Annotated in this window: 25 protein-coding genes; 24 read left to right on the plus strand and 1 reads right to left on the minus strand. The window is 38.3% G+C overall.

Annotation, left to right across the window (positions count from 1 at the left end; translation table 11 throughout):
• From LI091_RS14725 to LI091_RS14750, 6 genes are all read left to right on the plus strand, one after another.
• Nucleotides 1-188: hypothetical protein (locus LI091_RS14725; protein WP_331463637.1), on the plus strand; the 188-nt coding region annotated here is incomplete at its 5' end.
• A 191-nt stretch (nt 189-379) separates the two neighbouring features.
• The gene (locus tag LI091_RS14730) at nt 380-742 is read left to right on the plus strand and encodes a hypothetical protein (protein ID WP_173734332.1); all 363 of its coding nucleotides are present in this window, start codon (nt 380-382) and stop codon (nt 740-742) included.
• Nucleotides 743-832: 90 nt separating this feature from the next.
• A complete protein-coding gene (locus LI091_RS14735; protein ID WP_173734333.1) occupies nt 833-3,703 on the plus strand; it encodes an ATP-dependent helicase in 2,871 nt (956 codons plus the stop codon).
• A gap of 193 nt (nt 3,704-3,896) precedes the next feature.
• The gene (locus tag LI091_RS14740; RefSeq protein ID WP_173734334.1) at nt 3,897-4,154 is read left to right on the plus strand and encodes a hypothetical protein; all 258 of its coding nucleotides are present in this window, start codon (nt 3,897-3,899) and stop codon (nt 4,152-4,154) included.
• 114 nt (nt 4,155-4,268) lie between these two features.
• A complete protein-coding gene (locus LI091_RS14745; RefSeq protein WP_173734335.1) occupies nt 4,269-5,384 on the plus strand; it encodes an Ig-like domain-containing protein in 1,116 nt (371 codons plus the stop codon).
• Nucleotides 5,385-5,660: 276 nt separating this feature from the next.
• On the plus strand, nt 5,661-6,911 hold the full coding sequence (locus LI091_RS14750) for a serpin family protein (protein WP_173734336.1): 1,251 nt from the start codon (nt 5,661-5,663) through the stop codon (nt 6,909-6,911).
• A gap of 276 nt (nt 6,912-7,187) precedes the next feature.
• Here the strand turns inward: LI091_RS14750 and LI091_RS14755 are convergent, their stop codons facing one another.
• Entirely contained in the window at nt 7,188-9,062 is a 1,875-nt protein-coding gene (locus LI091_RS14755) for a leucine-rich repeat domain-containing protein (RefSeq protein WP_173734337.1), read from the minus strand.
• A gap of 176 nt (nt 9,063-9,238) precedes the next feature.
• Here LI091_RS14755 and LI091_RS14760 point away from each other — a divergent pair, with 176 nt between their 5' ends.
• The 18 genes from LI091_RS14760 to LI091_RS14845 all read left to right on the plus strand — a co-directional run bounded on the left by LI091_RS14760 (nt 9,239) and on the right by LI091_RS14845 (nt 21,700).
• On the plus strand, nt 9,239-10,183 hold the full coding sequence (locus tag LI091_RS14760) for a 5'-nucleotidase (protein ID WP_173734338.1): 945 nt from the start codon (nt 9,239-9,241) through the stop codon (nt 10,181-10,183).
• The gene (locus LI091_RS14765) at nt 10,177-10,473 is read left to right on the plus strand and encodes a hypothetical protein (protein ID WP_173734339.1); all 297 of its coding nucleotides are present in this window, start codon (nt 10,177-10,179) and stop codon (nt 10,471-10,473) included. The genes LI091_RS14760 and LI091_RS14765 overlap by 7 nt, the downstream gene beginning before the upstream one ends.
• A gap of 16 nt (nt 10,474-10,489) precedes the next feature.
• Nucleotides 10,490-10,783 (plus strand): hypothetical protein, encoded by a 294-nt coding sequence (locus LI091_RS14770; RefSeq protein ID WP_173734340.1) that lies wholly within the window; start codon nt 10,490-10,492, stop codon nt 10,781-10,783.
• A 494-nt stretch (nt 10,784-11,277) separates the two neighbouring features.
• Entirely contained in the window at nt 11,278-12,288 is a 1,011-nt protein-coding gene (locus LI091_RS14775; protein WP_173734341.1) for a hypothetical protein, read from the plus strand.
• Nucleotides 12,289-12,293: 5 nt separating this feature from the next.
• Nucleotides 12,294-12,974, plus strand: a complete 681-nt coding sequence (locus LI091_RS14780) for a PspA/IM30 family protein (RefSeq protein ID WP_173734342.1) — start codon at nt 12,294-12,296, stop codon at nt 12,972-12,974.
• Between the two features lie 45 nt (nt 12,975-13,019).
• A complete protein-coding gene (locus LI091_RS14785) occupies nt 13,020-14,075 on the plus strand; it encodes an alpha/beta fold hydrolase (protein ID WP_173734343.1) in 1,056 nt (351 codons plus the stop codon).
• Nucleotides 14,076-14,328: 253 nt separating this feature from the next.
• On the plus strand, nt 14,329-14,868 hold the full coding sequence (locus tag LI091_RS14790; protein ID WP_173734344.1) for a uracil-DNA glycosylase family protein: 540 nt from the start codon (nt 14,329-14,331) through the stop codon (nt 14,866-14,868).
• Nucleotides 14,869-15,078: 210 nt separating this feature from the next.
• Nucleotides 15,079-15,249: a hypothetical protein gene (locus LI091_RS14795; protein WP_173734345.1), complete on the plus strand. Its 171-nt coding sequence runs from the start codon at nt 15,079-15,081 to the stop codon at nt 15,247-15,249.
• A gap of 203 nt (nt 15,250-15,452) precedes the next feature.
• Nucleotides 15,453-15,587 (plus strand): hypothetical protein, encoded by a 135-nt coding sequence (locus LI091_RS14800; protein ID WP_265191306.1) that lies wholly within the window; start codon nt 15,453-15,455, stop codon nt 15,585-15,587.
• A 242-nt stretch (nt 15,588-15,829) separates the two neighbouring features.
• Nucleotides 15,830-16,033, plus strand: coding sequence for a hypothetical protein (locus LI091_RS14805; protein WP_173734346.1), 204 nt, complete (start codon nt 15,830-15,832; stop codon nt 16,031-16,033).
• Entirely contained in the window at nt 16,030-16,458 is a 429-nt protein-coding gene (locus LI091_RS14810) for a hypothetical protein (RefSeq protein ID WP_265191307.1), read from the plus strand. Before LI091_RS14805 ends, LI091_RS14810 begins: the two co-directional genes overlap by 4 nt.
• A 105-nt stretch (nt 16,459-16,563) precedes the next feature.
• Nucleotides 16,564-16,977 carry a hypothetical protein gene (locus tag LI091_RS14815; protein ID WP_265191308.1) on the plus strand — a complete coding sequence of 138 codons (414 nt, stop codon included), beginning with the start codon at nt 16,564-16,566 and terminating at the stop codon, nt 16,975-16,977.
• A gap of 258 nt (nt 16,978-17,235) precedes the next feature.
• Nucleotides 17,236-17,391 carry a hypothetical protein gene (locus LI091_RS14820; RefSeq protein WP_173734348.1) on the plus strand — a complete coding sequence of 52 codons (156 nt, stop codon included), beginning with the start codon at nt 17,236-17,238 and terminating at the stop codon, nt 17,389-17,391.
• A gap of 47 nt (nt 17,392-17,438) precedes the next feature.
• Nucleotides 17,439-19,370, plus strand: coding sequence for a DNA gyrase/topoisomerase IV subunit B (locus LI091_RS14825; RefSeq protein ID WP_173734349.1), 1,932 nt, complete (start codon nt 17,439-17,441; stop codon nt 19,368-19,370).
• A 21-nt stretch (nt 19,371-19,391) separates the two neighbouring features.
• Nucleotides 19,392-19,838: a hypothetical protein gene (locus LI091_RS14830; RefSeq protein ID WP_173734350.1), complete on the plus strand. Its 447-nt coding sequence runs from the start codon at nt 19,392-19,394 to the stop codon at nt 19,836-19,838.
• A gap of 77 nt (nt 19,839-19,915) precedes the next feature.
• Nucleotides 19,916-20,350: a hypothetical protein gene (locus LI091_RS14835; protein WP_173734351.1), complete on the plus strand. Its 435-nt coding sequence runs from the start codon at nt 19,916-19,918 to the stop codon at nt 20,348-20,350.
• Between the two features lie 120 nt (nt 20,351-20,470).
• Nucleotides 20,471-21,064: a hypothetical protein gene (locus LI091_RS14840; protein ID WP_173734352.1), complete on the plus strand. Its 594-nt coding sequence runs from the start codon at nt 20,471-20,473 to the stop codon at nt 21,062-21,064.
• Between the two features lie 114 nt (nt 21,065-21,178).
• Nucleotides 21,179-21,700, plus strand: coding sequence for a hypothetical protein (locus LI091_RS14845; RefSeq protein ID WP_173734353.1), 522 nt, complete (start codon nt 21,179-21,181; stop codon nt 21,698-21,700).
• Nucleotides 21,701-21,741: the final 41 nt, after the last annotated feature.

The raw sequence follows: 21,741 nt of genomic DNA on the forward strand, positions 1-21,741 counted from the left end.
GGTTTAAACAGCTTCCGTCGCAAACAGCACAGGAAATATGCAAGCAACTGGATAATGATTTTGCCTGGAATGCAGATTGCGTTGGAGCATTCAACATATTGCGACTTTATCTGAAACAAAAAGAGATAGACCTGACATTTGATGCCAAATCTATCTCACATCCTTATGTTTTAAAGGTAGCTGCGTAAAAAACAGTAGTGGTGGTATGGACCCACCCTGAATCTACGGGGCCCAGGCTCCGCACATCAGATGCTCGGTAATTTAATTGCCGAGTAGTTCACTGAGAAGGAAGCGAGCGCTGATTAAACAAATTAAAAAATCGCCTCAAAAATATACAGAAATACTATTAAAGGCGGATACGCAGCTACCGGATGAAGAAATGGAGCGATTTTTGCATGAAGCAGAAGAATCACGAAAAAACGCAGAATTGGAGAAAAAAGAAATAAAAAACAAAAAAAGTACATGTATAATTGTTCGTGATGCTATATTTGAAATTTGCAATAAGATATTTTTGTTCACAGGTATATATCTTCTTGCTTGCAAAATCTTCAACCGTGATTTAACTAACATTGAAATTATCCTAGCTAAATGCTCATATGCTGAGTTCGCGTTTTTGGTCTTGTTGTACCCCATGTGTATTGAAAAAAAATCAAAAGAAAAGGGTACATATACTACAAACCTGACCGTTGGGACGATAGCTCTGTTTTTGGAGCTTGGATTAATATTGTTTTCTTTGCACTGAAAAAGGGGATTTCTCCCCTTTTTCTTTTTTCTTAAAAATCCAGCATATTATCCACGTAATAAATTGTAAAACAAGAAAGGAGATTCAAAAATGGAAGTAAAAACAAAAAAGGCATTTGAATCTGGAAAGTTATATGGAGTTTACAGATGCGGAAAACGCGAAAAGTTGCTGCGTAAAATACCACAGATAGAGAAGCTGGATATGCCTGATGCTACAGGAATTATTATCTCTGGTATCATGAACTTTGGGAATGATTCGGATACTATCAGGGCAATGGCGAAAGACGCTATTGGCTGTGATGCAGAGGACATTAAAATTCCGTATGATGAATCTAAGTTTGCACGCCAGCGTTTTATCAACGAAATCATTATCGGTAAACTCACTGGCTCCATAAGATTCAGCGTGCAGTCATTAATCGATACTTTCTATGATTTCCTGGATATGCCAACGGATGCCACAAAGCAAATGCAGGCAAAAGATGACATCAGGGACATCAACAGATATATCAATTGTGAACAGCGGAAGCCAATTTTGATTGGTCAGCCGGTTGTAACAATTGATGATACTGATTTTATCTGTCAGGCAGACTGTATGTTCGCTGGATATCAGACGGTAAAAGTGAATAAACATAGAGAAGGCCGAAGGTGGGTTTACGACGAAATGTGTGTATATGCTATTGAAGCCGTAAGAATATTTTCAGGAAAGCCAAATGTAAAAGAATCATCAAAAATACTTGATACTGGTACGAACACTCGTCTTGAGTTTTATATTATGTTGAAAGCTATGCAGGAATGGGCAAGCAAAAATAAACCAAGCGAAAATGTGTTACTTCGGGCAAGTTATTATTTTCTTCAAAAAGAAAGGGAAAATGATAATAATTATAAGGATGATTTCTTCGGAAAAGGCGGAAATGTTGTAACGCTGCAAGCATTCTCAAATGATATGTCTGAAATAGATAAATCCTTCATCCCGCAGATTAAAGAGTTTGTTGCCGGGCAATCTGTTTCAGCAGAAAAATGCCAGAACTGCAAATCTCGTGTCTTGTGTGAATATCATGATGCGGCTGTTCCATTGACAGAGGAAGAGAGACCGAAACCGACAAGTCTACCCATCCTTAGTGAAGACCAGGCAAAGGCGGCAACTACGTTAAGTGGAAATGTCCGAGTGATTGCTACGGCAGGAAGTGGTAAAACAACTGCAATGGCATATCGAATTATGAATCTGATTAAATCAGGTGTTGAACCTTCAAAAATCGGATGCTTTACATTTACAAATGCTGGCGCTGGGGAAATGAAAGACAGGATTAAAGGATTTTGTGATATCGCAGGCCTTGATGTTGATATTGAGCAGATGGTGATTTCAACAATCCATTCATTTGGGGATTCTTTGTTAAAGGATTACCATTATCTGCTTGGATACACAAAACCGCCTGTGCTCATAAACGAAATCCAGAAGACGAAAATTGTCGAGAAAATTTTGTCTGAAAATGACCCTATTGATGAATTGATTGACAGGTACAAGAATTTCTATCTGGACATGTTCAAAGCAAAAGGAATCCTTGAGTTGATGAAGGGATATTTTTCCGCTATTCAGGAAGGCATGTCTCAGGATGATTTAAAAGAATCATCGGGATTACAGCCAAAAACGGTAGACGCTATCTATAGTATGTATATGCAGTATGACAAGTATAAAAAAGAAGCGTGCCTGATTGAGCACAGCGACCAGGAACTCGGAGTCTTGAAATTGTTGCGTGTACATCCAGAACTTTTTGATGAAGTCGGAATTGAGCATATCTCTGTTGATGAATATCAGGACACATCAAACGTTCAGTTTGAAATCATCAATGCGATGAGGAAAGCGAGCTGCGTAAAGTCATTATTTATTGTTGGCGATGATGACCAGAGCATTTATGGATTTCGTGATGCGAATGTAGAACTGATTAAGAACTTCTTTGATATGATTGGCGAAACGCACGGAACTGATGTGCGACTCATGGAAAACAGACGCTCCACAGGGAATATTGTTGATTTTGCTGCAACACTTATTTCATTTAATGAAGATAGGATTGACAAAAAACCGAAATCAACAAATGAACTGGGAATCCCGGTAAACGTCGAAGCGTTTGACATGAAAGAAACGGAGCAGGAATACATTATTGAGTCAGTAGAAGAGCTGATAAAGAATGGTAGAAAAGAAAATGAAATCGCAATCCTTGCTCCGACTAACATGGAATTACTCACTTATGCTGACATGCTGCAGAAAAAAGGGATTAAGACAGTAAGTATTAATCCAGAGCCAATCCTTGAAAATCCTAGCGTTCTTGGAGCAATTGGACTTGTACGGTTTATGCTTTACGGAAGTGAATTTGGTGGCACTGCGTATATCAATGCAAAAACTAATGGTGCAGCCATCTCAAAAACAAATGAAGAAATCAGGGATGATATCTTAGCTTTACAGGAAGTGGCTTCTGGAATAAAAAATGTAACAAGTTTATTCGAAAAATTCAAGGAACTTGATACAGATGAAAATGACGAAATATATCAGAGTTTTCTGGACGATATCAATACAGCAATGGGGGAGGCTGTGAAAATGGAAAATCTTCCAGCGGTATGTGAATACGTCATTGATTTCGAACGATTCGGACAGAAACAGACGGCCAGAAAAGAAAAAGCCTATGACGGAGTTGTTCTGTCAACAATGCACTCTTCAAAAGGAAAAGAGTGGCCAGTCGTTTTCTGTTCCGTAACAAAACTGCAAAACAGAGATATGGCATGTGACGCCATCCCTGAAAAAAACAGACTTCTTTTTGTAGCCTGCACAAGAGCAAAAAAAGAGCTCTATATTTCAGGCGTAAAAAATGTGTCTGGATGGGGAACGCAAGGCGACGAAAACTTATTTTTAGCAGAGTGTCTTGAGGTAAAGAAAACGTTTGATGACTCGCGGCTGAAAAATGCTGTATAAAAGATTTTCCATTTAAATTTAAATTAAATTTGTGCTAAACCTCGGATTTTCCGAGGTTTTTTTGTGTTAAAATACATAAAACAGAAAAATTTGTCGTAAAATAGCATTAGATGCGAAAGGCTATTGTTGAATGACAACGTAGCGATTTGGTATAATAATAAGAAAAATGATTGGAAAAATATGGTAAAAGCGTATGGATAAAGATTTGTATAATTTTACAACTGAATTGATAGATGCGTTGAATAATACAGAAGACCTGTATGGATTTCTATTTACCGTACAGACAATCAATGCAGCAGGGACAAGTATTGAAACGCTTGAAGTGAGAAGTGAAGATGGCAGTATATGTCAGGCATTTCATCTGCAGTTCTTGCGTCAAATAAAGGAGAAATACAAAATGACGATAAGAGATGTCGTTTATTATATAGTTGATGAGATGGGATTAAGATAGAATAGGCTTGAATGTAATTTTTTTCATTTTTTTTATTATTTGTCATATTTTGTTCGTAAGGTTTTACGTTCCATGCCGTAAAATCTTATAAATAAAATTAAGGAGAAAGAAAAAATGAAACTAAAAAAAATTTCAACAATGGCTCTTGCTGCTATATTGTCAGCAACATCAGTAGCACCTGCTATTATACCGGCAACCCCGGTCATGGCTTATGACAATAGCCAGTATCTTAATGTGCGAGAGGCAGAATTATTTAAGGGAGATAATCTTCAGCTTAAAGTAAATGGAGTATATAACGATACACGCATTGTATGGAAATCAGATAACTCCTCTGTGGCAGAAGTGTCTTCCAATGGTTTGGTTCGAGCAAAAAAAGCAGGATTTGCAAATATTACAGCAGAAATCGTACAAGCCCCATCTGGATATGGAAATAGTTCAGGAAATGTACTGCATTGCAAAGTATATGTCAATGAAGTCCCGCAAATAAGTAGTAACGTGACATTTTCTCAAGGTACAAGCGCATTAATCAGATATCAAGGAGGAGGAATTCCTATTAAATTTGTGAGCTCAAATAAGAACATCGCAAATCCGACTGGATTAAGAACAAATGAGAAATGGCAAGATTGTTTGGAAGTCGATTGCCTGAATCCTGGTACTACTAAAATAAAAATATATTTTGATGGTTGCGGAAACAATATGGAATCAGCAGGCGTATATAAAAGCGTCAAAGCTGTAACATGCAATGTTACAGTCAAGGCTAATGGGGCACTGATAGACAAAATTGCTCCCAAAACGGATGCTTCAACAAGAAGAGCATTTAAAAATCTTGGATATAAAGTAAAATTAAGTAGTACTTTTAAATACAACGGAGCAGAGTTTAATGGTGGATTTAACCGTGCCAGCAAGACGATTACTTTGACACGTCTTAATAATAGAGACATATACTACGAAATGGGAATATTTATCGCGGCAGCAACGAACTCTGCAAATACAGCAGAATTCAAGAAGATATATGCAGCGGAAAAAAAGAAAGCGCAGTTCTATGGAGATGACCCGCTTGAATATTTTGCACAGGAATATGAAAATATGATGATTGGAGAAAAAGTTTCAGGTGTACCAAAGACAACTGCATATATTAAGAAGATGATTAAAAAGATGTCTACATTATCAACATCCACAATGCAGAAAAATATATCAAAAGTAAAGGTTGAAAGGGCTTCTATATTATAATATCAAAAAAACCTTTGGGAATTAATCCCAGAGGTTTTTTGCATTGAACAAGTGGAATTCGGCATATTAGATGTAAAATAGACAATCATACAATTAAAAAGATGTGATAAGAATGATTGTGAACTACCCGCCGCTTGCTTGCGCTGAAGTGGGGGCCATTCACAGAGTTAATCTGGCAGGCTGTTATGTTTTTCCTCATTTGGTCTACGAGATTATTTTGCATATTACATATACGAGAATAGCATATGATATATTTACAAAAAAAAGGAGGCATTTATGACCAAACAGAAACTAACAGCAATGGCTATGGCCGCATTGACAGCATTAACGCCTGCCGCAACTACGAATGCGGCTATCGTTCCGTCAGATACAGATGTCATCGTATCTGAAAATGACGACACTTCAAAAGAAGCGACCGACGAAGTCACAATTGATAAAATCATGGCTATAGAGAATTCCGTGAAGCTAACAGACAAAATTGCAGCAGAAAATAGAAACAAAAATATTATGCTTAGCCCAACAAGCTTAAATTTTGCTCTTGGTATGATTGCAGAAGGCGCAAAAGGGGAGACAAAAGAAGCTTTAAAAGAATATCTTGGAACAGATGATTTTGCTGCTTATGCGAAGCAATATATAGAAAATATCAAGAAATATAATTCGGATGAAGAGAATTACGGATATAAATCAAAATTAAAAATCGCTGATGCGGTATGGGCGGATGACGACCTTAAGCTGCAGGATGCTTTTAAAAAGAGCGTGAGTAGCAATTTCTCGGCAAAAGTAGAAAACCTAGATTTTTCTAATACAGATAAGACATGCAAGAGAATCAACAAATGGTGTGATAAAAATACAGAAGGAATGATTCCAAAAATCATAACGCCAGATACTATCAGTAAAGATACGGAGTTGTGCCTGACAAACTCTCTGTATTTTGAATCTGGCTGGAACGGAGACCCCTGGACTGTATCTAATAAAAAAGAGAAATTTGGAGATAAAGAAAAAACAAAATATATGACCTGTGCGGGCGACCGATATTATGAAAATGATAAAGCGACCGCGTTCGGACGGAACTACGCAAATGGTTTAAGCTTTATCGGCATTTTGCCAAATGAAGAGGGTGATTTTACACTTGAAGACTTGGACATTGAGAGTCTGCTGAAATCTGAACTAGAATACGACGAAGTGGATTGTAAGATGCCAAAACTTAATTTCGAAACTTCGGCAGTTTTAAATGATATGCTTTCAGACATTGGTCTGAAAAACATTTTTTCAAATGATGCTGACTTTTCCGGTATCGCAGATAAAAACACAAAAGTCAGTACAATACTTCAGAAAACAAAACTGGAGCTGGACGAAAATGGTACAAAAGCAGCAGCTGTTACGATGGCAGTTATGGAGCGTATGTCGGCAATGGCTCCGGACCCAGTGGTAAAAAGCGTGGAATTAACAAGGCCATTTGCATTTTTGATTTTTGACGAAATGAATAACGAAATATTGTTCATGGGAAAAGTGGTGACAGTTAAATAAGAAAGTTAATAAGGACCGGATAATCCATATTCGGTCTTTTTTTTGTGTAAATTAACTTCGCACGCGGGTCTGAATCCCCGTTCGTGCGCTACACTCAGCCTTGCGGCTTTGCTTCTCAGCCTCTGTGAGACTTGGTAATGACTACGGCAAAGCCGGGGAGTTATCAAGGAATTTTAAAAAAAAGCAAATCCTGAAGGTTTATTTGCATCCGCCATTATTCAAAAAAAAGCCCTGGAAGAGCGCCAGTAACGGTCACTCTTTCGGGGCTTTTATAAACTAAAGTCTAAATGTTTTTTTATTTCCTCCTGCGTTGTTAATCGCATTAAGAAGATAAGCAGTAGCAGAAGTCATCTCGGCATGTTTGACTTGCGGCAGAACCTTATTCATTGCTGACATTGTCATTAAGTTAAGCTTCAGGAACTCAACGAGTCTGTCCTCATCTTTCTGAGCAATATATCTCTTGGTGATACTTGTTGCAGCACGGCGGAGATAAGTGCGAATTTCAGGATTCTGGTTGTATCCGTAAACCTTAACGGCTATGTTCTGCTTAGCCTCAAGATGCCGGGAACATTCACCCGGTCTGTTGATAAAGTTTTTGTCTTCTACAACCTCTGCAAGAGTCTTGTAACCAAGGCTACGCTGAAGGTCGTCTTTCTTGTTAGCTTCAAGATACATTGGGAAGAACAGTTTATTGCTCCCATCGGTCACTTCGATAATATCACACAAATCATTAGGATGCGTTCCATCGTCTGTTTTTAAGACTGCATGAAGAAAATTGACTGGGATGATGCCAGGAACTTCAATATTCTTTACACCATTTAATGCAGCATCGCAAAGTCTTCTTACTGATTTTGGAAGCACAATTTCTGCGAGATTACAGTTCCGAAAAGCATTGGGTCCAATGCTCTCAAGCCCTTCGTTAAATATCAGATTGGAAAGATTCCAACAATTCGCAAACGCACTTTCGCCAATCAATTTGACATTAGACGGAATCTCTACCCTTGTCAGAGCATCGCACGCAAAAAACGTCATACCACCGAAACCAGCCCCGATATTTTTGATACCTGAGCCAAAATCAATATTCGTAAGCTTTCTGTTGCCAGAAAAGGCACGATATCCAATGCTTTTGAGGGTATTGGGTAATTTCAGGCTTGTAATTTCTGTATCAGAACATGAACAGTCACCAATATGCTTAACTCCTTCTGGAATAAGTATAGAGCCTGTTTTCTTTGATGGGCAGCAGATTAATGTATCCATATTACGGTCATATAAGATTCCATCATATTCGCTGCAAAAACGATTCTTATCTGACAGCTTAAATGCTTTTGTATCGATAGCATGTAAAACTGATGTCTCGAACTCGTCATTGTTAAAATCTAAGTACAAAACATCACAAGGAATATCGCATCCGCTATGTCCATCGAATAAACTTCCACTATTCTGCGCAATAGCACCAATAGAATGTTTTGAATGGACTGTGATTTTATCAAACCGGCAATTTTCTGGGATATCGACGCCCGAAATCCTGACATTCTCAGGAATATCAATTTCTTTTGCTGATGTATCAATATCAACAATCATCCCATTGATATATTTAACCCCATTTACGAATGAGCCACCAAGCTGAAATGCAGAATTGGCAAAGCTTTTTTTGCTAAGGTATGTTATATCGTCGGTATTGATGACATTTGTGCTCATACAGCCTGCAAAGGCATAATCCTCGATACTGCATACATCTTTTAGGTCAATTTTCTCGCCAGCTTTTTTGCAGAAAGTATTCAGCAGCTTATAACCTACGCCGCTTTCGGTAGAATTTAACAGGCAACCATTGCGTCCAACAATCACTTTCCTGCTATAGTATGCCGGAGGGCCTTGCACTATTACATTTGTAACATTTGGAAACATATAATTAGAGATTTCAGTTTCATATGCGTGCCCATCCAAGATAAGAGTTCTTACGTCCGGAAACTGCTTGTTTATATTTTTTAACTTTACATTAAAATTGCTGTACCGTGATAGGCCATCAATATCAAGTGTGACACTGTCAACGCCTGGTTGAACATCAATATCAACAATATTAAATATCCCGTAGTTTGATGTCGGAGGGTTGATTGTTAAAGTCACTCCATCTTTACTTTGCTTTTTACTCATTTTTTGTTATTCCTTTCTTTTTTAATTTTTCTTTACGTATTTAATATGCGTGATTTTGGTTGTGACAGAATACGGTAAATAAAAGCGGAAGATAAGAAATGTTTTTGTCTATCTACTTTTCCAGCATATTAATTTTGTAAAATAAATATATACACAAAGAAAGGAACAAAAAGCGTATGGCATATTCAATCAATGGAAAGTTAAAAGTTGCAGTCTCCAGCCGCGCATTATTTCAGCTGGAGAAAGAAGACGAAATTTTTCTAAAGAAAGGCAAAGAGGCCTATGAGAGGTATCAGGTGAAACACGAAAAAGACGTCTTGCAGCCGGGAGCAGCGTTTCCTGTTGTTAAAGCTCTCCTGGAACTTGGAGAAGATGACGTTGAAGTCATTGTAGTGTCAAGAAATACTGCTGACACAAGCCTTCGTGTTTTCAACTCAATCCAGGCACATGGCCTCAATATCTGCCGCGGATTCTTTACAGGTGGAGAGAGTATTATCAATTATCTGAAATCTCTTGATATTGACCTGTACCTTACGGCAAATGATGATTCTGCGAGGGCTGCGATTGACAATGGTATTCCAGCCGCAACAATGATTACATCTGCTGCGAAGTATATGACTGAAACGACAGAGCTTCGTGTCGCATTTGATGGTGATGCAGTTCTGTTCGGTGATGAGTCAGAAGCAGTATTCAAATCAGAAGGTCTTGAAGCATTCGGAAAAAGTGAAAGCGAAAAAGCAAACATTCCGATGAAAGAAGGTCCGATGGCAAAATTCCTCCGTGCATTGTCTAAAATTCAGACAAAGCAGGAAAAAGAAGGGAAAGAGAACGAAACAAAAATCGTTACTGCCCTTGTTACTGCCAGAAGCGCACCGGCTCATGCGAGAACCATTAAGACACTGAGAGCATGGGGAATCAAGGTAAATCAGGCGTTCTTCCTCGGAGGACTTGATAAAACTTATGTTTTAAAAGAGTTTAAGCCGCAGATTTTCTTTGATGACCAGCACGTACATACTGACCGCGCTTCACTTGTAGTGCCGGCAGGTACAGTCCCTTATAAATCAGATTCCGTTTTGGCCCAGCCAAAGGAAGAGGAAAAGAAAGGAGAAAAAGAATGCTGACGAAGTGGATTATTGCAATCGGGAATACTGAAGCTGACGGCGTCAGAATGCTTTATGCGATTGGAAGTGTTGACCAGATTAAGCGGGCTCTTGTAGAGCTCGCCCTGGAAGACAAAGACAATGACGAGAAAAGCTTTGATTACGGTACTGAGGACATTTCAGATGTTGATGAAACTGTTGATAACAAAACAAATAATGTAACAGCGCTGAATGCATATAATGTATTTTCTGATTATCATATTGACTATACGGCGCAGCGCCTTGATTTTATACAGATGCGTGAAGTCTGAGAAAGGAGAGTCTAATATGAGAAAAAATACTAAATATGACTGGATTATCGCTGTTTCTGACAGCGATGGCACTGGAGTAGAGCTTGAAAAAATAACAGAAGCTACTGATGGTGCAGTTAAGTATCTGCTGAGTAAAATTCGCAACGATAAGGTAAATGACCTAGACAATTTTGTAGACGGAAGTGAAAACGAAGACTGTCTTGAACAAGTGTCAGAACCTAAAACCGGCGAAGTGCTTGAACTGAGTGGATACAATGATTTTGAAGGCTATCATATCAATTATACTGCAAAGAGGCTTGATTCTATCTAGAATCGTGAAGATTAACGGAGAACAGAAAACCGCGGGTCAAATCCGGTTGTAACTTCACACGTGGGATTGAATTCCCGTTTGAAAACGCTTTATCGCTGAACGGCAGTCAACGTCTGGTGATGGCAAACGCAAGTTCGCCGAACCACTCAGCCTTACGGCTTCGTTTGTTAGCGGCAAAAGCCGCTTGGTTATATTTATTCTCTGTACTCAGCCTTACGGCTTCGTTTGTCAGCCTCTGCGAGGCTTGGTAACGAAGGCGTAAGCCTGAGTTATCATTTTTAATCTGGTACCGAGCCGATACGGCAAGGTATCACGAGCGCGAAGCGCAAGTTGTCAAAATTATATATGCTGACAGATTGAAATATGGCGGCCGGATTTTTTCCGGCCGCCTTTTTTTTGCGCTAAATATTTTTTTCAAAAAGTGCTCCACCTTTTAAAAATTTCTGCATATTAAATATATACAAAAAAAATCTTACAGAAGGAGGTAAAAATCTATGGGAAGAGCAGGAGCCGGAGGTGGCGGTGGTGGACATTCTGGCGGCGGACATTCATCCGGACGGTCAAGCGGCGGCCATCATGTAAGCAGCGGCAGCAGTGGAAGGCGAGCAGGAGGCGGAAGTTTCTCCGGAAACAGCAGTTATCATGGTCATCATAATTATAATGAACCGTTTGGAGGGCTGCCGCCATACAGAGGATATGGCGGTGGAATGTTTCCACCACCAAGGCACGATACTGTAATTGTGAGTAGTAACCCGTTTAGCGAGGTTATGGCTTTCATTGTAACGATTATCATCGTTTTTGTGCTGGCATTTGGTATGAAGATAAGTAATAACAGTAGTATACCCAAAAGCACACAAAACAGGGAAAAAATAACGGCTAATATTGCGTATGATAATAATTGTATCGTTGATAATATCGGATGGTTCGATAACCTTTCTAAGACAGAAAAAGCCATTAAATACTTTTATGACAAAACCGGAATACAACCATATGTAGTATTAAACGCTTATGACAATACGCTGACGACAGATGCACAGAAAGAGCAGTATGCCAAGGACTGGTATTCCAAGCATATCAAAAATGAAGATACATTTTTATTCATGTATTTCGCAGAAAAGGATACCGATAATGATGTTGGATATATGGCATACGTTAACGGAAAACAGGTTTCCTCTGTGATGGATTCTGAAGCTATTGAGATTTTCTGGGCATATGTTGACAAATACTGGTATTCTGATATGTCAACTGATGACATGTTCACAACCATTTTTACAAAAACAGCTGACCGCATTATGACAAAATCAACAACGGCTGCCGATGTCGGCAATAATGCAATAAAAGTCATTGGCGTTATCGTTGTTTTTGCCGGTATTATCGTAGTGATGGTTATCAGAAGAAAACACAAAGCTGAAGAAGCAAAAGAAACTGAAAAAATATTAAACACACCGCTTAACGGGGATTCCGAAGCGGATGATTTACTCAAAAAATATAAAAAAGGAGACTGAAAAATATGGGAATTTTAACAAGATTTAAGGATATTATGAGCGCAAACGTGAACGCGCTGCTGGATAAGGCAGAAGACCCGGCCAAGATGATTGACCAGACGCTTCTGAACCTTAGAAAAGACCTGGCACAAGTAAAAAAAGAAACCGCAGCAGTGATGGCTGATGCAAAGAACGCAAGAAGAAAAGTAACAGAATGTGAGAATCAGATTACTAATTATAAAACTACAGCAGAAAAAGCGCTCCGCGCAGGAAATGAGGGTGATGCGAGAACTCTTCTGGAGGCAAAGAAAAGAGAAGAAGAAAAACTTGTTGCACTTCAGAAAACATGCGAAATGGCTGAAAAGAATGCTGACAATATGCAGGCAATGCATGACAAACTGGTAAGAGATATTGAGGCACTTGAAGCGAAGAAAGATGCGATTAAAGCAAAAGTAGCAACCGCCAAGGCCCAGAAGCACATGAATCAGGTACTTTCTGGCGGAGACAAGGCCGCGGCAAGCATTGATGCTTTTGAGCGATATGAGGCAAAGGCCGACAAGATGCTTGATGAGGCTGCGGCGATGACAGAGCTGAACAAGACAGCCGATGATAACACGGCAGATTCCCTGCTTGATAAGTATAAAAACGGCGGAAATGCCGATGTGGATGACGAGCTTGAGAAAATGAAGAAAGAACTGGGGCTGTAAGATTACGGCTGTTGAATTGAGATTCTGAAAATATGACGCCTGCCGATGGATATCGGCAGGCTGTTTTTGTATAAAATGACGAAAAGCATAAAAAAGTATAAAGACTTTTTAAGTCTGAAAAAAATCCGCAAATATGATTTTATTTTTTCTTTTTTTGGCATATTACATGCAAACAAAAAAAAGAAAAGAGGAGACCTTACACTAATGGAAAAACTATATATCGCGTTTCCATCCGCGAATAAGAACACAGTACTTAATATTGTGGTTTTTATGCCGCACGATAAAGAAAATCTTAGAGGAATGATTCAGATTTGTCATGGTATGACTGAACACATCGACAGATACGACGACTTTGCTGAATATTTCACTGAAAGGGGATATGCTGTTTTTGGCAACGATATCATCAGCCACGGTAGAAGTAACGTAAATAAGTCATGGAGTCTGTATTTAGATGATTGGTTTGACACCGTCCGCGATGCTATAAATGTCAGAAATCATATCACAAAGATATCTCCTGACTTACCAGTGTATATCGTTGGTTTTTCACTTGGCTCTTTCATAGTCAGGTCAATGCCTGATTTAAGTGCTTACAACAAAGAGATTCTGGTCGGAACGGGGTATCAGCCTGCGGCAATGCTGCATGTAATGAGAGGGTTGATTGCAGTTAAATTCAATAAGCAGATGAGTAAATCATCAGATGAGATACGTAAAATGGCGTTTGACAGCTATAATAAACATTTCAAGGGCTACCCGAACAATTATTGGTTATTATCAGATGACGCTGCAAGAAACGAATACGAAACAGACAGGCTTGTGCATACACGCATGACACCGAAGTTTTTTTATGAATTTTTGCGTGGTATGGAATACACTTCAAAAAATCTTAAAAATCCAAATAACACGATACCAACACTGTTCATGTATGGAAAAAATGACCCTGTTGGGGATTTTGGAAAGGGAGTAACAAAAGTATTTAAAGCATATCATAAAAATAACAGTTCAACAGAAATCAAGTGTGTTGAAGGAACCCACGATATCTTGCACAATAATGAAAGCAGCAAAGCGGTGTTTAAAGAAATCGAGAGGTATCTGGACGCCTGACTGACTAATGTTTTTCAAAAAATTGGTAAAAAGATGCGACGTTAATATATATTATTACGCCACATCTTTTTTTTCTGCATATTTTGTATGTAACACAAAAAAAGGAGGACGATATTAACCAGTCAACAAACTGCTGGCAAGCGAATTACGAAGAAGTGACTACCTGAATCTTCAGAGCATTTCTGCTTTGTCTTTGGCAAAGATTGCATACGAAATGGAAAAATTAAAGATATAAACCATAAGAGGAGGGCTTATGATGACTGATTGTATACACTGCGATATTGCCGGAAGGTATTCAAATCCAGACACAAAAATAAGCAATACATATGATGCCTTGTGGGTAGGAATATCTGCAAAAATCAGAGAAGAACCGCTTTCCGAGACTACGAACACAGGAAAACTTGTTAAACAGATTGAAGCCGCATGCGGCAAGCCGGGATATAAGACCAATCTAGTCAAATGCCCGCCGGTTGATAAGAATGGAAAGTTAAGATATCCAAACCAGGCAGAAATTGACTGCTGCTTTAAGAATCTGCTTGCAGAAATCGCAGAAGTCAAGCCGAAGGTCGTGATTCTGCTTGGAGAGAAAGTATGCTCTGCGGTAGAGAAAAAGCTAGATATTAAGCTAAAACGCTGGCGCGGATTTGAATATTTTGCGACAGAACATAACAGCATATGGTATCTGCCAGTACAGCATCCGTCTTACATATACGTATACAAAAGAAAAGAAGCAGAAAAATACGTTGGAAAAGTAGCTAAGGCGATTGGGAGGACCGTTGATGAAGTGAGATGAAGAGAATACTTAAGGCCGGCAAGTTTTTGTCGGCTTTTTTTGTGGCTGTAATGGCTTATGGAGGATTCGGCATATTAAGTATGCAAAAAAAACGAAGAAGGAAAGGTCATAGACGAAGAAGGAGAAGATGAAAAAAAGAACTGGGGCTGTAAGATTGCGGCTGTTGGAGTCAAACAGAAAGTTGCAGCATGACAGGAGGAGGTGAAAAATATGTTGGCAGCATTTTGCCTGATAGTATTATTCATTTTTTGCGGTTTGTTTCTTGGCCTTATTGAGGTAGCATGCGAAAAAAATGCAGAAAAGAAAGTAAGGCTTATTGGCAAAAGAAGGTTTGGAAAAATGGTTCACGAGGAAGCAAAAAAAAGAATAAAAAATATCTGAAATTAACTGCCGGCAAATTTTTTGCTGGCAGCTTTTTCGTTTGTGCTGATTAAAAAAAATTCAGCATATTAGATACGTAAGGCCGAAAAAAATCGCAAAAAAAATTGGAAACAAAAGAAAGTGAACATATTAAGTACAAGTGAGGGCTTGACTGTTTTCAATGGCTCGGCCTACAGACAGATAGAAAAACAGGAGGACAAAAAATGGGAATTTTTATGGACAGCATTGATTTTAACGAATGCTTAAAAAGGAAAAAAGAATTGGAAAAAGAAGCTGAAACTACTACACCGGAAGAGGTGAAGGAAGAAAAGGTGGAAGGAAAAACAGAGAAGAAATAGGCGAAATCTATTCATCGATGGACGAGGAAACCGCGGCAAGGCTTGCCGTCAGGGGAGGAATGCTGCAAGCGGTCCGACCATGAACAATTCAAGTTGTCCGTCGGACATAATGGTTGCAAAAATATACGGGAAGTCGAAAACCCCGTCCACGCTCTGCACTCAGCCTTACGGCTTCGCTTGTCAGCCTCTGCGAGGCTTGGTTACGAGCCGGAACGACGAGTTATCAAAAAAGGAGACTACTGATGGGTATTAATAAAAAATCAATGATAGCAGATTGGGATAAGATAAAAAAAATACGAGACGCGATAAAAGATGAAGAAGTTGAAATTGATGATACCACAGATTATGAACTGCTTGAAGAAATTAAAAAAGGCAGCTGTACTTATACTATTAGAGGAGGAGTACAATCTCTCAAGAAGTTAGAGAAGAATAAAGAAGATATATGAAAAATAGCCTTATGTTAACGTCAAAAGAAGCAATATTAGAAATCAAAAGTATAGCTAAGTTCTTACAAGACAAATATGCGAATGATGGATTTAATGAAGTTCGCATTAAAATGCGTAAAGATGTATTAATGATTGATAGTGTAACGTTGTCACCAACAACATCAAAACCTTATATGTATATAGGCATTAAGGATATCTTTAAACCAAATTTAATGCAAAAGCCATCAAGTAAACTGATTGATGATACTGACTTCATAAAATCACTTGTTGCATTATTCCATGAAAGTAGACATTTAGATTCATATTTGTATTTTTGTAAAGATTTTCGTGATAATGTTCAAGATGATTACTATCTTCTAATAAGCCATATGGCTATTGAGAATAATAGAATGTATTATGAAAGCAATTATTCAAATATGGACTAAGATAGGAACGCGGAGCAATATGCGATTAATTCTACATATCAATATCTAAAAAATCAATTTCCGAATTGTGACTATGAATCTTTAATTGTAAATTATGTTAATGAAATGATACAACAAGGAGATTATAAAATAGATTTCTCAAACAATAAAAAATACTCTTCTTTTGAACAAATAATTGCCACTTTCGATGAAAAGTTTGAGCGGTCTAAAAACACGCAAAGAATTGTTAATATCGCATCGCCAGACAAAACTATTTGTTTACTTAGTAATAGCGAATGGCAAGATGTTAAAAATAGTATTACTAGTTTAATGGCTAAAGAAGATTATCCAAACTGTGGGGTTAAAATGGATGAAATGATGGCAAGCCTTACATCTTATCAATATCCTAAATATTCAAAGCTATTACCATATGAATGGCAAGAAAAATTGAGTTCACAGGCAGTTTTTGGATTGGAAGAATTTCCTTTAGAAGACTGGCAATTAGATTATTACTATTACCGTGATGATGAAAGAGGATAACGAAAGATATAATCAATTTCAATGTGGAGCCGAGCCGACAAAGCCGACATGTTATTTTTGTGCATATTAACAAAAAGCATAAAGAAGTATAAAGAAAATTTACAATACGAAAACAACAAAAGAATAACGAATTGTAATTGCTTAAAAATACGTACCTGCCGGGTTTTACGGAAGGATTTTTTTATGTAACAAAATCGCTCAAAATTCTGCATACTATAATACACATACAATATATACGCAAAAAAAATGGAGTGAGAAATGATGTTAAAAGAAACAATGATTGTATCCGTAATTGTTTTTGGAATACTGACTATTTCATGGTTCTATTTTTCGTGGAAGATAGAAAAAGAAACAAAAGAGAAGAAAGAAAATGAAGACAAGAAAAAAGATTCGCAAAGAAATGAGAAAAAATGATTTTCTGGCATATTGTTAAAAGCAAAAAAAAATAAGGAGTAAGGCAAATGACAAAGAAAGATAATTTTTACGGAGCAGACAGTATCACAGTTCTTGAAGGCCTTGAGGCTGTAAGAGAACGACCTGGTATGTACATCGGCAGCACTTCAAGACGAGGACTGAATCATATGATTTATGAAATCGTTGATAACTCTGTTGATGAGCATATGGCAGGATTCTGCAGTGAGATTTGGGTGACATTGGAAAAAGACGGTTCTGTGACCGTGAGAGATAATGGACGAGGAATCCCTGTTGGAATGCATGAAAAAGGTGTTTCTGCGGAGCGTCTGGTATTGTCTACCCTGCACGCTGGCGGTAAATTTGATAACAAATCATACAAAACCAGCGGTGGTCTGCATGGTGTCGGTTCTTCTGTCGTGAATGCGTTGTCAAAACGCCTCACGATTGATATTGAACGTGATGGCGGCCTGTTTCATGACTCTTACGAAAAAGGACATCCGACAACAGAACTGATTGACGGCCTGCTTCCGATGATTAAGAAATCAAAAGGACACGGAACCACAATCAATTTCCTGCCGGATGATGAGATTTTTGATACAGTGAAGTTTGGAGCAGAAGAGGTAAAGAACAGGCTGCATCAGACAGCTTACTTAAACCCAAAGCTGATAATCCACTACGAAGACAAGCGAAAGAAAGAAGTAGAGTCAATCACTTTCCACGAAGAAGAAGGTATCATCGGCCTTGTAAAATCTATGGTGAAAGATTCTGAAACAGTGCAGGACGCGCCGGTTTCTGTTTCTGGAAAGAGTGACGGGATTGAAGTTGAGTGTGCTTTTCAGTACACGACAGAATTTCACGAAAATGTGACCGGATTCTGCAACAGTATCTACACAACAGAGGGCGGGACTCATCTGACAGGATTTAAGACAGCCCTGACAACACTTATCAATACATATGCAAGGGAGCTTGGCATCCTTAAAGAAAAGGACGCGAATTTCACCGGTACAGACGTGAGAAATGGTCTCGTGGCTGTTGTTTCAGTAAGGCATCCGGACCCGAGATTTGAAGGCCAGACAAAGACAAAGCTGGATAACCCGGATGCTGCAAAAGCGGTTTCATCCGTCATTTCAGAACAGCTGCAGATGTATTTTGACCGCCATCTGGAAGAACTGAAAGCTGTTATCGGCTGCGCTGAAAAGTCTGCAAAAATCAGAAAAGCAGAAGAAAAAACAAAAACAAATATGCTGACAAAGCCGAAGTATTCTTTTGACAGCAACGGAAAACTGGCAAACTGTAACTGCAAAGACCCGGAAAAATGCGAAATTTTTATCGTTGAGGGTGATTCTGCTGGTGGTTCTGCTAAGACAGCAAGAAACCGTGAATTTCAGGCAATCTTTCCAATCAGGGGTAAGATTCTGAATGTGGAAAAAGCAAGCATCAATAAAATCCTGGCAAATGCCGAGATTAAAACAATGGTTTATGCTTTCGCCTGCGGGTTCTCTGAAGGGTATGGTAATGACTTTGATATTTCAAAATTAAGATACAACAAAATCATCATCGCTGCCGATGCGGATGTGGATGGGGCACATATTGCCACACTGCTCCTGACGCTGTTTTACAGATTTATGCCTGAACTGATTTATGAAGGCCACGTATATATCGCGATGCCACCATTATACAAAGCGATTCCGAACGGGAAGAACGGAAGAGAAGAATACTTGTATGACGACAAGGCACTTGAAAAATATAGAAAAACACATAAAGACTTTAAACTGCAGCGTTATAAAGGTCTCGGGGAAATGGATGCGGAGCAGCTGTGGGAGACTACTATGAACCCGGCGACAAGGATGCTGAAGCAGGTTGAAATTGAGGACGCGCAGGCGGCTTCAGATTTGACAGCCTTACTGATGGGGAATGAGGTACAGCCAAGAAAAGAGTATATTTACAGTAACGCGACAGAAGCAAATTTGGATGTGTAAACAGTAAAAGGAGTATGTCAAATGACAAAAAAGAAAATCATTTTTGCCAGGCTTAGCGCTTTTCTGATTATTTTTGTAGACGTTATGTTTTTCGCATCAAGTATAATAGAGGATTACAAAAAGTATACAGGTAGTGAAGCTTTGACAGCAGAAGTTACAGGTATCGAAGGCATCAAAAGTGAAAAGATAAATGTTAAATATAAGTATAATTTTGACGGACAAAAATATGAGGAAAGTGTCATACAGCCTATTAGGGATATTAAATTAGGAGACATGAAGGAAATAAGAATTTGGAAAAGTGAACCTAAAAAGATAATTCAGGGTGAGATTGACAGGGTAATAATAACGGATATTGTTATTGGCTTGGGCATTTTCACTTTCGGTTTTATGGCCTATGTGTTAATAGAAGGTATGGCTAAGTACTACAAAGAAATTGAGATAGAAAAATGTACAAAAGAAAACAAATAGCAAAAAGTCAGCTAATAGGAGTACGAGCCGGACCGGCAGATACTATTTTCTGTAAATAAAATAGGAGGTTTTTAAAGATGATTGGCAAAAATATCACTAAAAGAAAAAAAGTTTTTGCCTTCGTTTGTATTGTAATTTTTGTGGGTGAAGCTATACTAAAGGCCACGACTGATTACAAAACATATACAGACAGCGAAGTTGTGAAAGCAGATGTCATTAATGTATCCGGTACGAAAAACGGCATGCTGGATGTTAAATATCAATACAACTATGGCGGTGAGAAGTATGAGGAAAACGTTAGACAATCCGTAGACGAAATTAAAGCAGGGGATAAAAAAGAAATCCGGATACGGAAAAGCATTCCAGAAAAAATAATTACCACGACAATAACGACTGTAATATGTTATAATATCGCTTTTGCTCTTTTGCTTTTTGCATCTTTGGGGACGATAGTTTTGTTGTTTGGTTTGGCAAAGAAAAAAGCGGAAGAAGATTCTGATATTGAAATTTAATATTGAAAACCTGCCGGCAGGAATTCTGCCGGTATTTTTTTTCGCAAAAATCTTTCGGCCGGCAAAAAATCAAGCATAATAAAAATAGAAAAAAATACTTAGAAAGGAGACTTTTTGTCGATGGAAAAATTGTCGGTGGAAGATTTGGAAAGACTAAGAGAAAAAGAGTTCGCTGAGAGAGTCGAAAGAATCCAAAACACAATGTCGCGGTTTAGAAAAATTGCCTACATTTTGATGGTAATTGCCGCTGTGTTTATGTTTTTTCACGCGAGGAATGACTACAACAATTATGCTGGAAGCCAGCTTGTGATGGCTGAAGTGATTAATATTGAGGGCACTGATAATAAAAATATCGATGTAGCATATCGGTATAATATCGCCGGCAAGGAATACGAATCGGACAAAATACAATACACAGAAAAAATTAGAAAAGGAGACAAAAAAGAAATCCGAGTTAAAAAAGACAGTCCGGAAGTAATTCTTAAGTATAATGATATCAATTTGGTAATATTCTACGATGTAATGATTGGATTATGTCTTGGATTGACAGTTTTGTGTCTGTATGAGATGGCAACCTGTACACTGCCGTCTGCGGTGGAGGAAATTAAAGCGAAAAGCGTTGGGTTTACAACGAAGCCAGGGGTGACGTTTGCGTCAATTGTGGAAGAAAATAAGAAGAAAAACGAAAAAATAAATACAGAAAAGAAGATTTAAATTACCCGGCAGAAATCCTCTGCCGGTATTTTTTTTCGCAAAATTTTTCCTGCCGCCAAAATTCAAGCATATTAAAAATAGACCAAAAAAATACGTAAAAAGGAGCATCTGCCAATGGGAGATATGGAAGATATGAAAGATTTGGAAAAATCAAAAGAAGAAGAACTGGCTGAAATAGCCGAAAGAATCCAAAACACAATATCACTGTTTAGAAAAATTGCCTGTGTTTTGGCGGTGATAATTGCCGTTGCGTTTATATTTTTTCACGTGCGGAAGGATTACAATAATTATTCCGGAAGCCAGCTTGTGATGGCTGAAGTGGTTGATATTGAAGGTACCAGTGATAAAAATATCAGCGTAACATATCGATACAACATTGCCGGTAAGGAATATGAATCGGATAAAATACAATACACAGAAAAAATCAAAAGAGGAGATAAAAAGGAAATCAGGGTTAAGAAAAGCAACCCTGAGGTGATTCTTCAGTATAATGATGTCGATTTTATTGTAATATATGATGTAGTGATTGGATTGTGCCTTGAGCTGGCAGTTTTGTGGCTGTATGCAATGGCAACTTGTATGCTTGAGGAAGATGACGCCTGGCGTAATATTTTCGTCAATCGTGGAAGAGAATAAGAAGAAAAACAAAAAAATAAATCCAGAACATAAGATTTAAA

Source organism: Blautia sp. MSK20_18 (assembly GCF_020553125.1).
Lineage (GTDB): Bacteria > Bacillota > Clostridia > Lachnospirales > Lachnospiraceae > Blautia_A > Blautia_A fusiformis.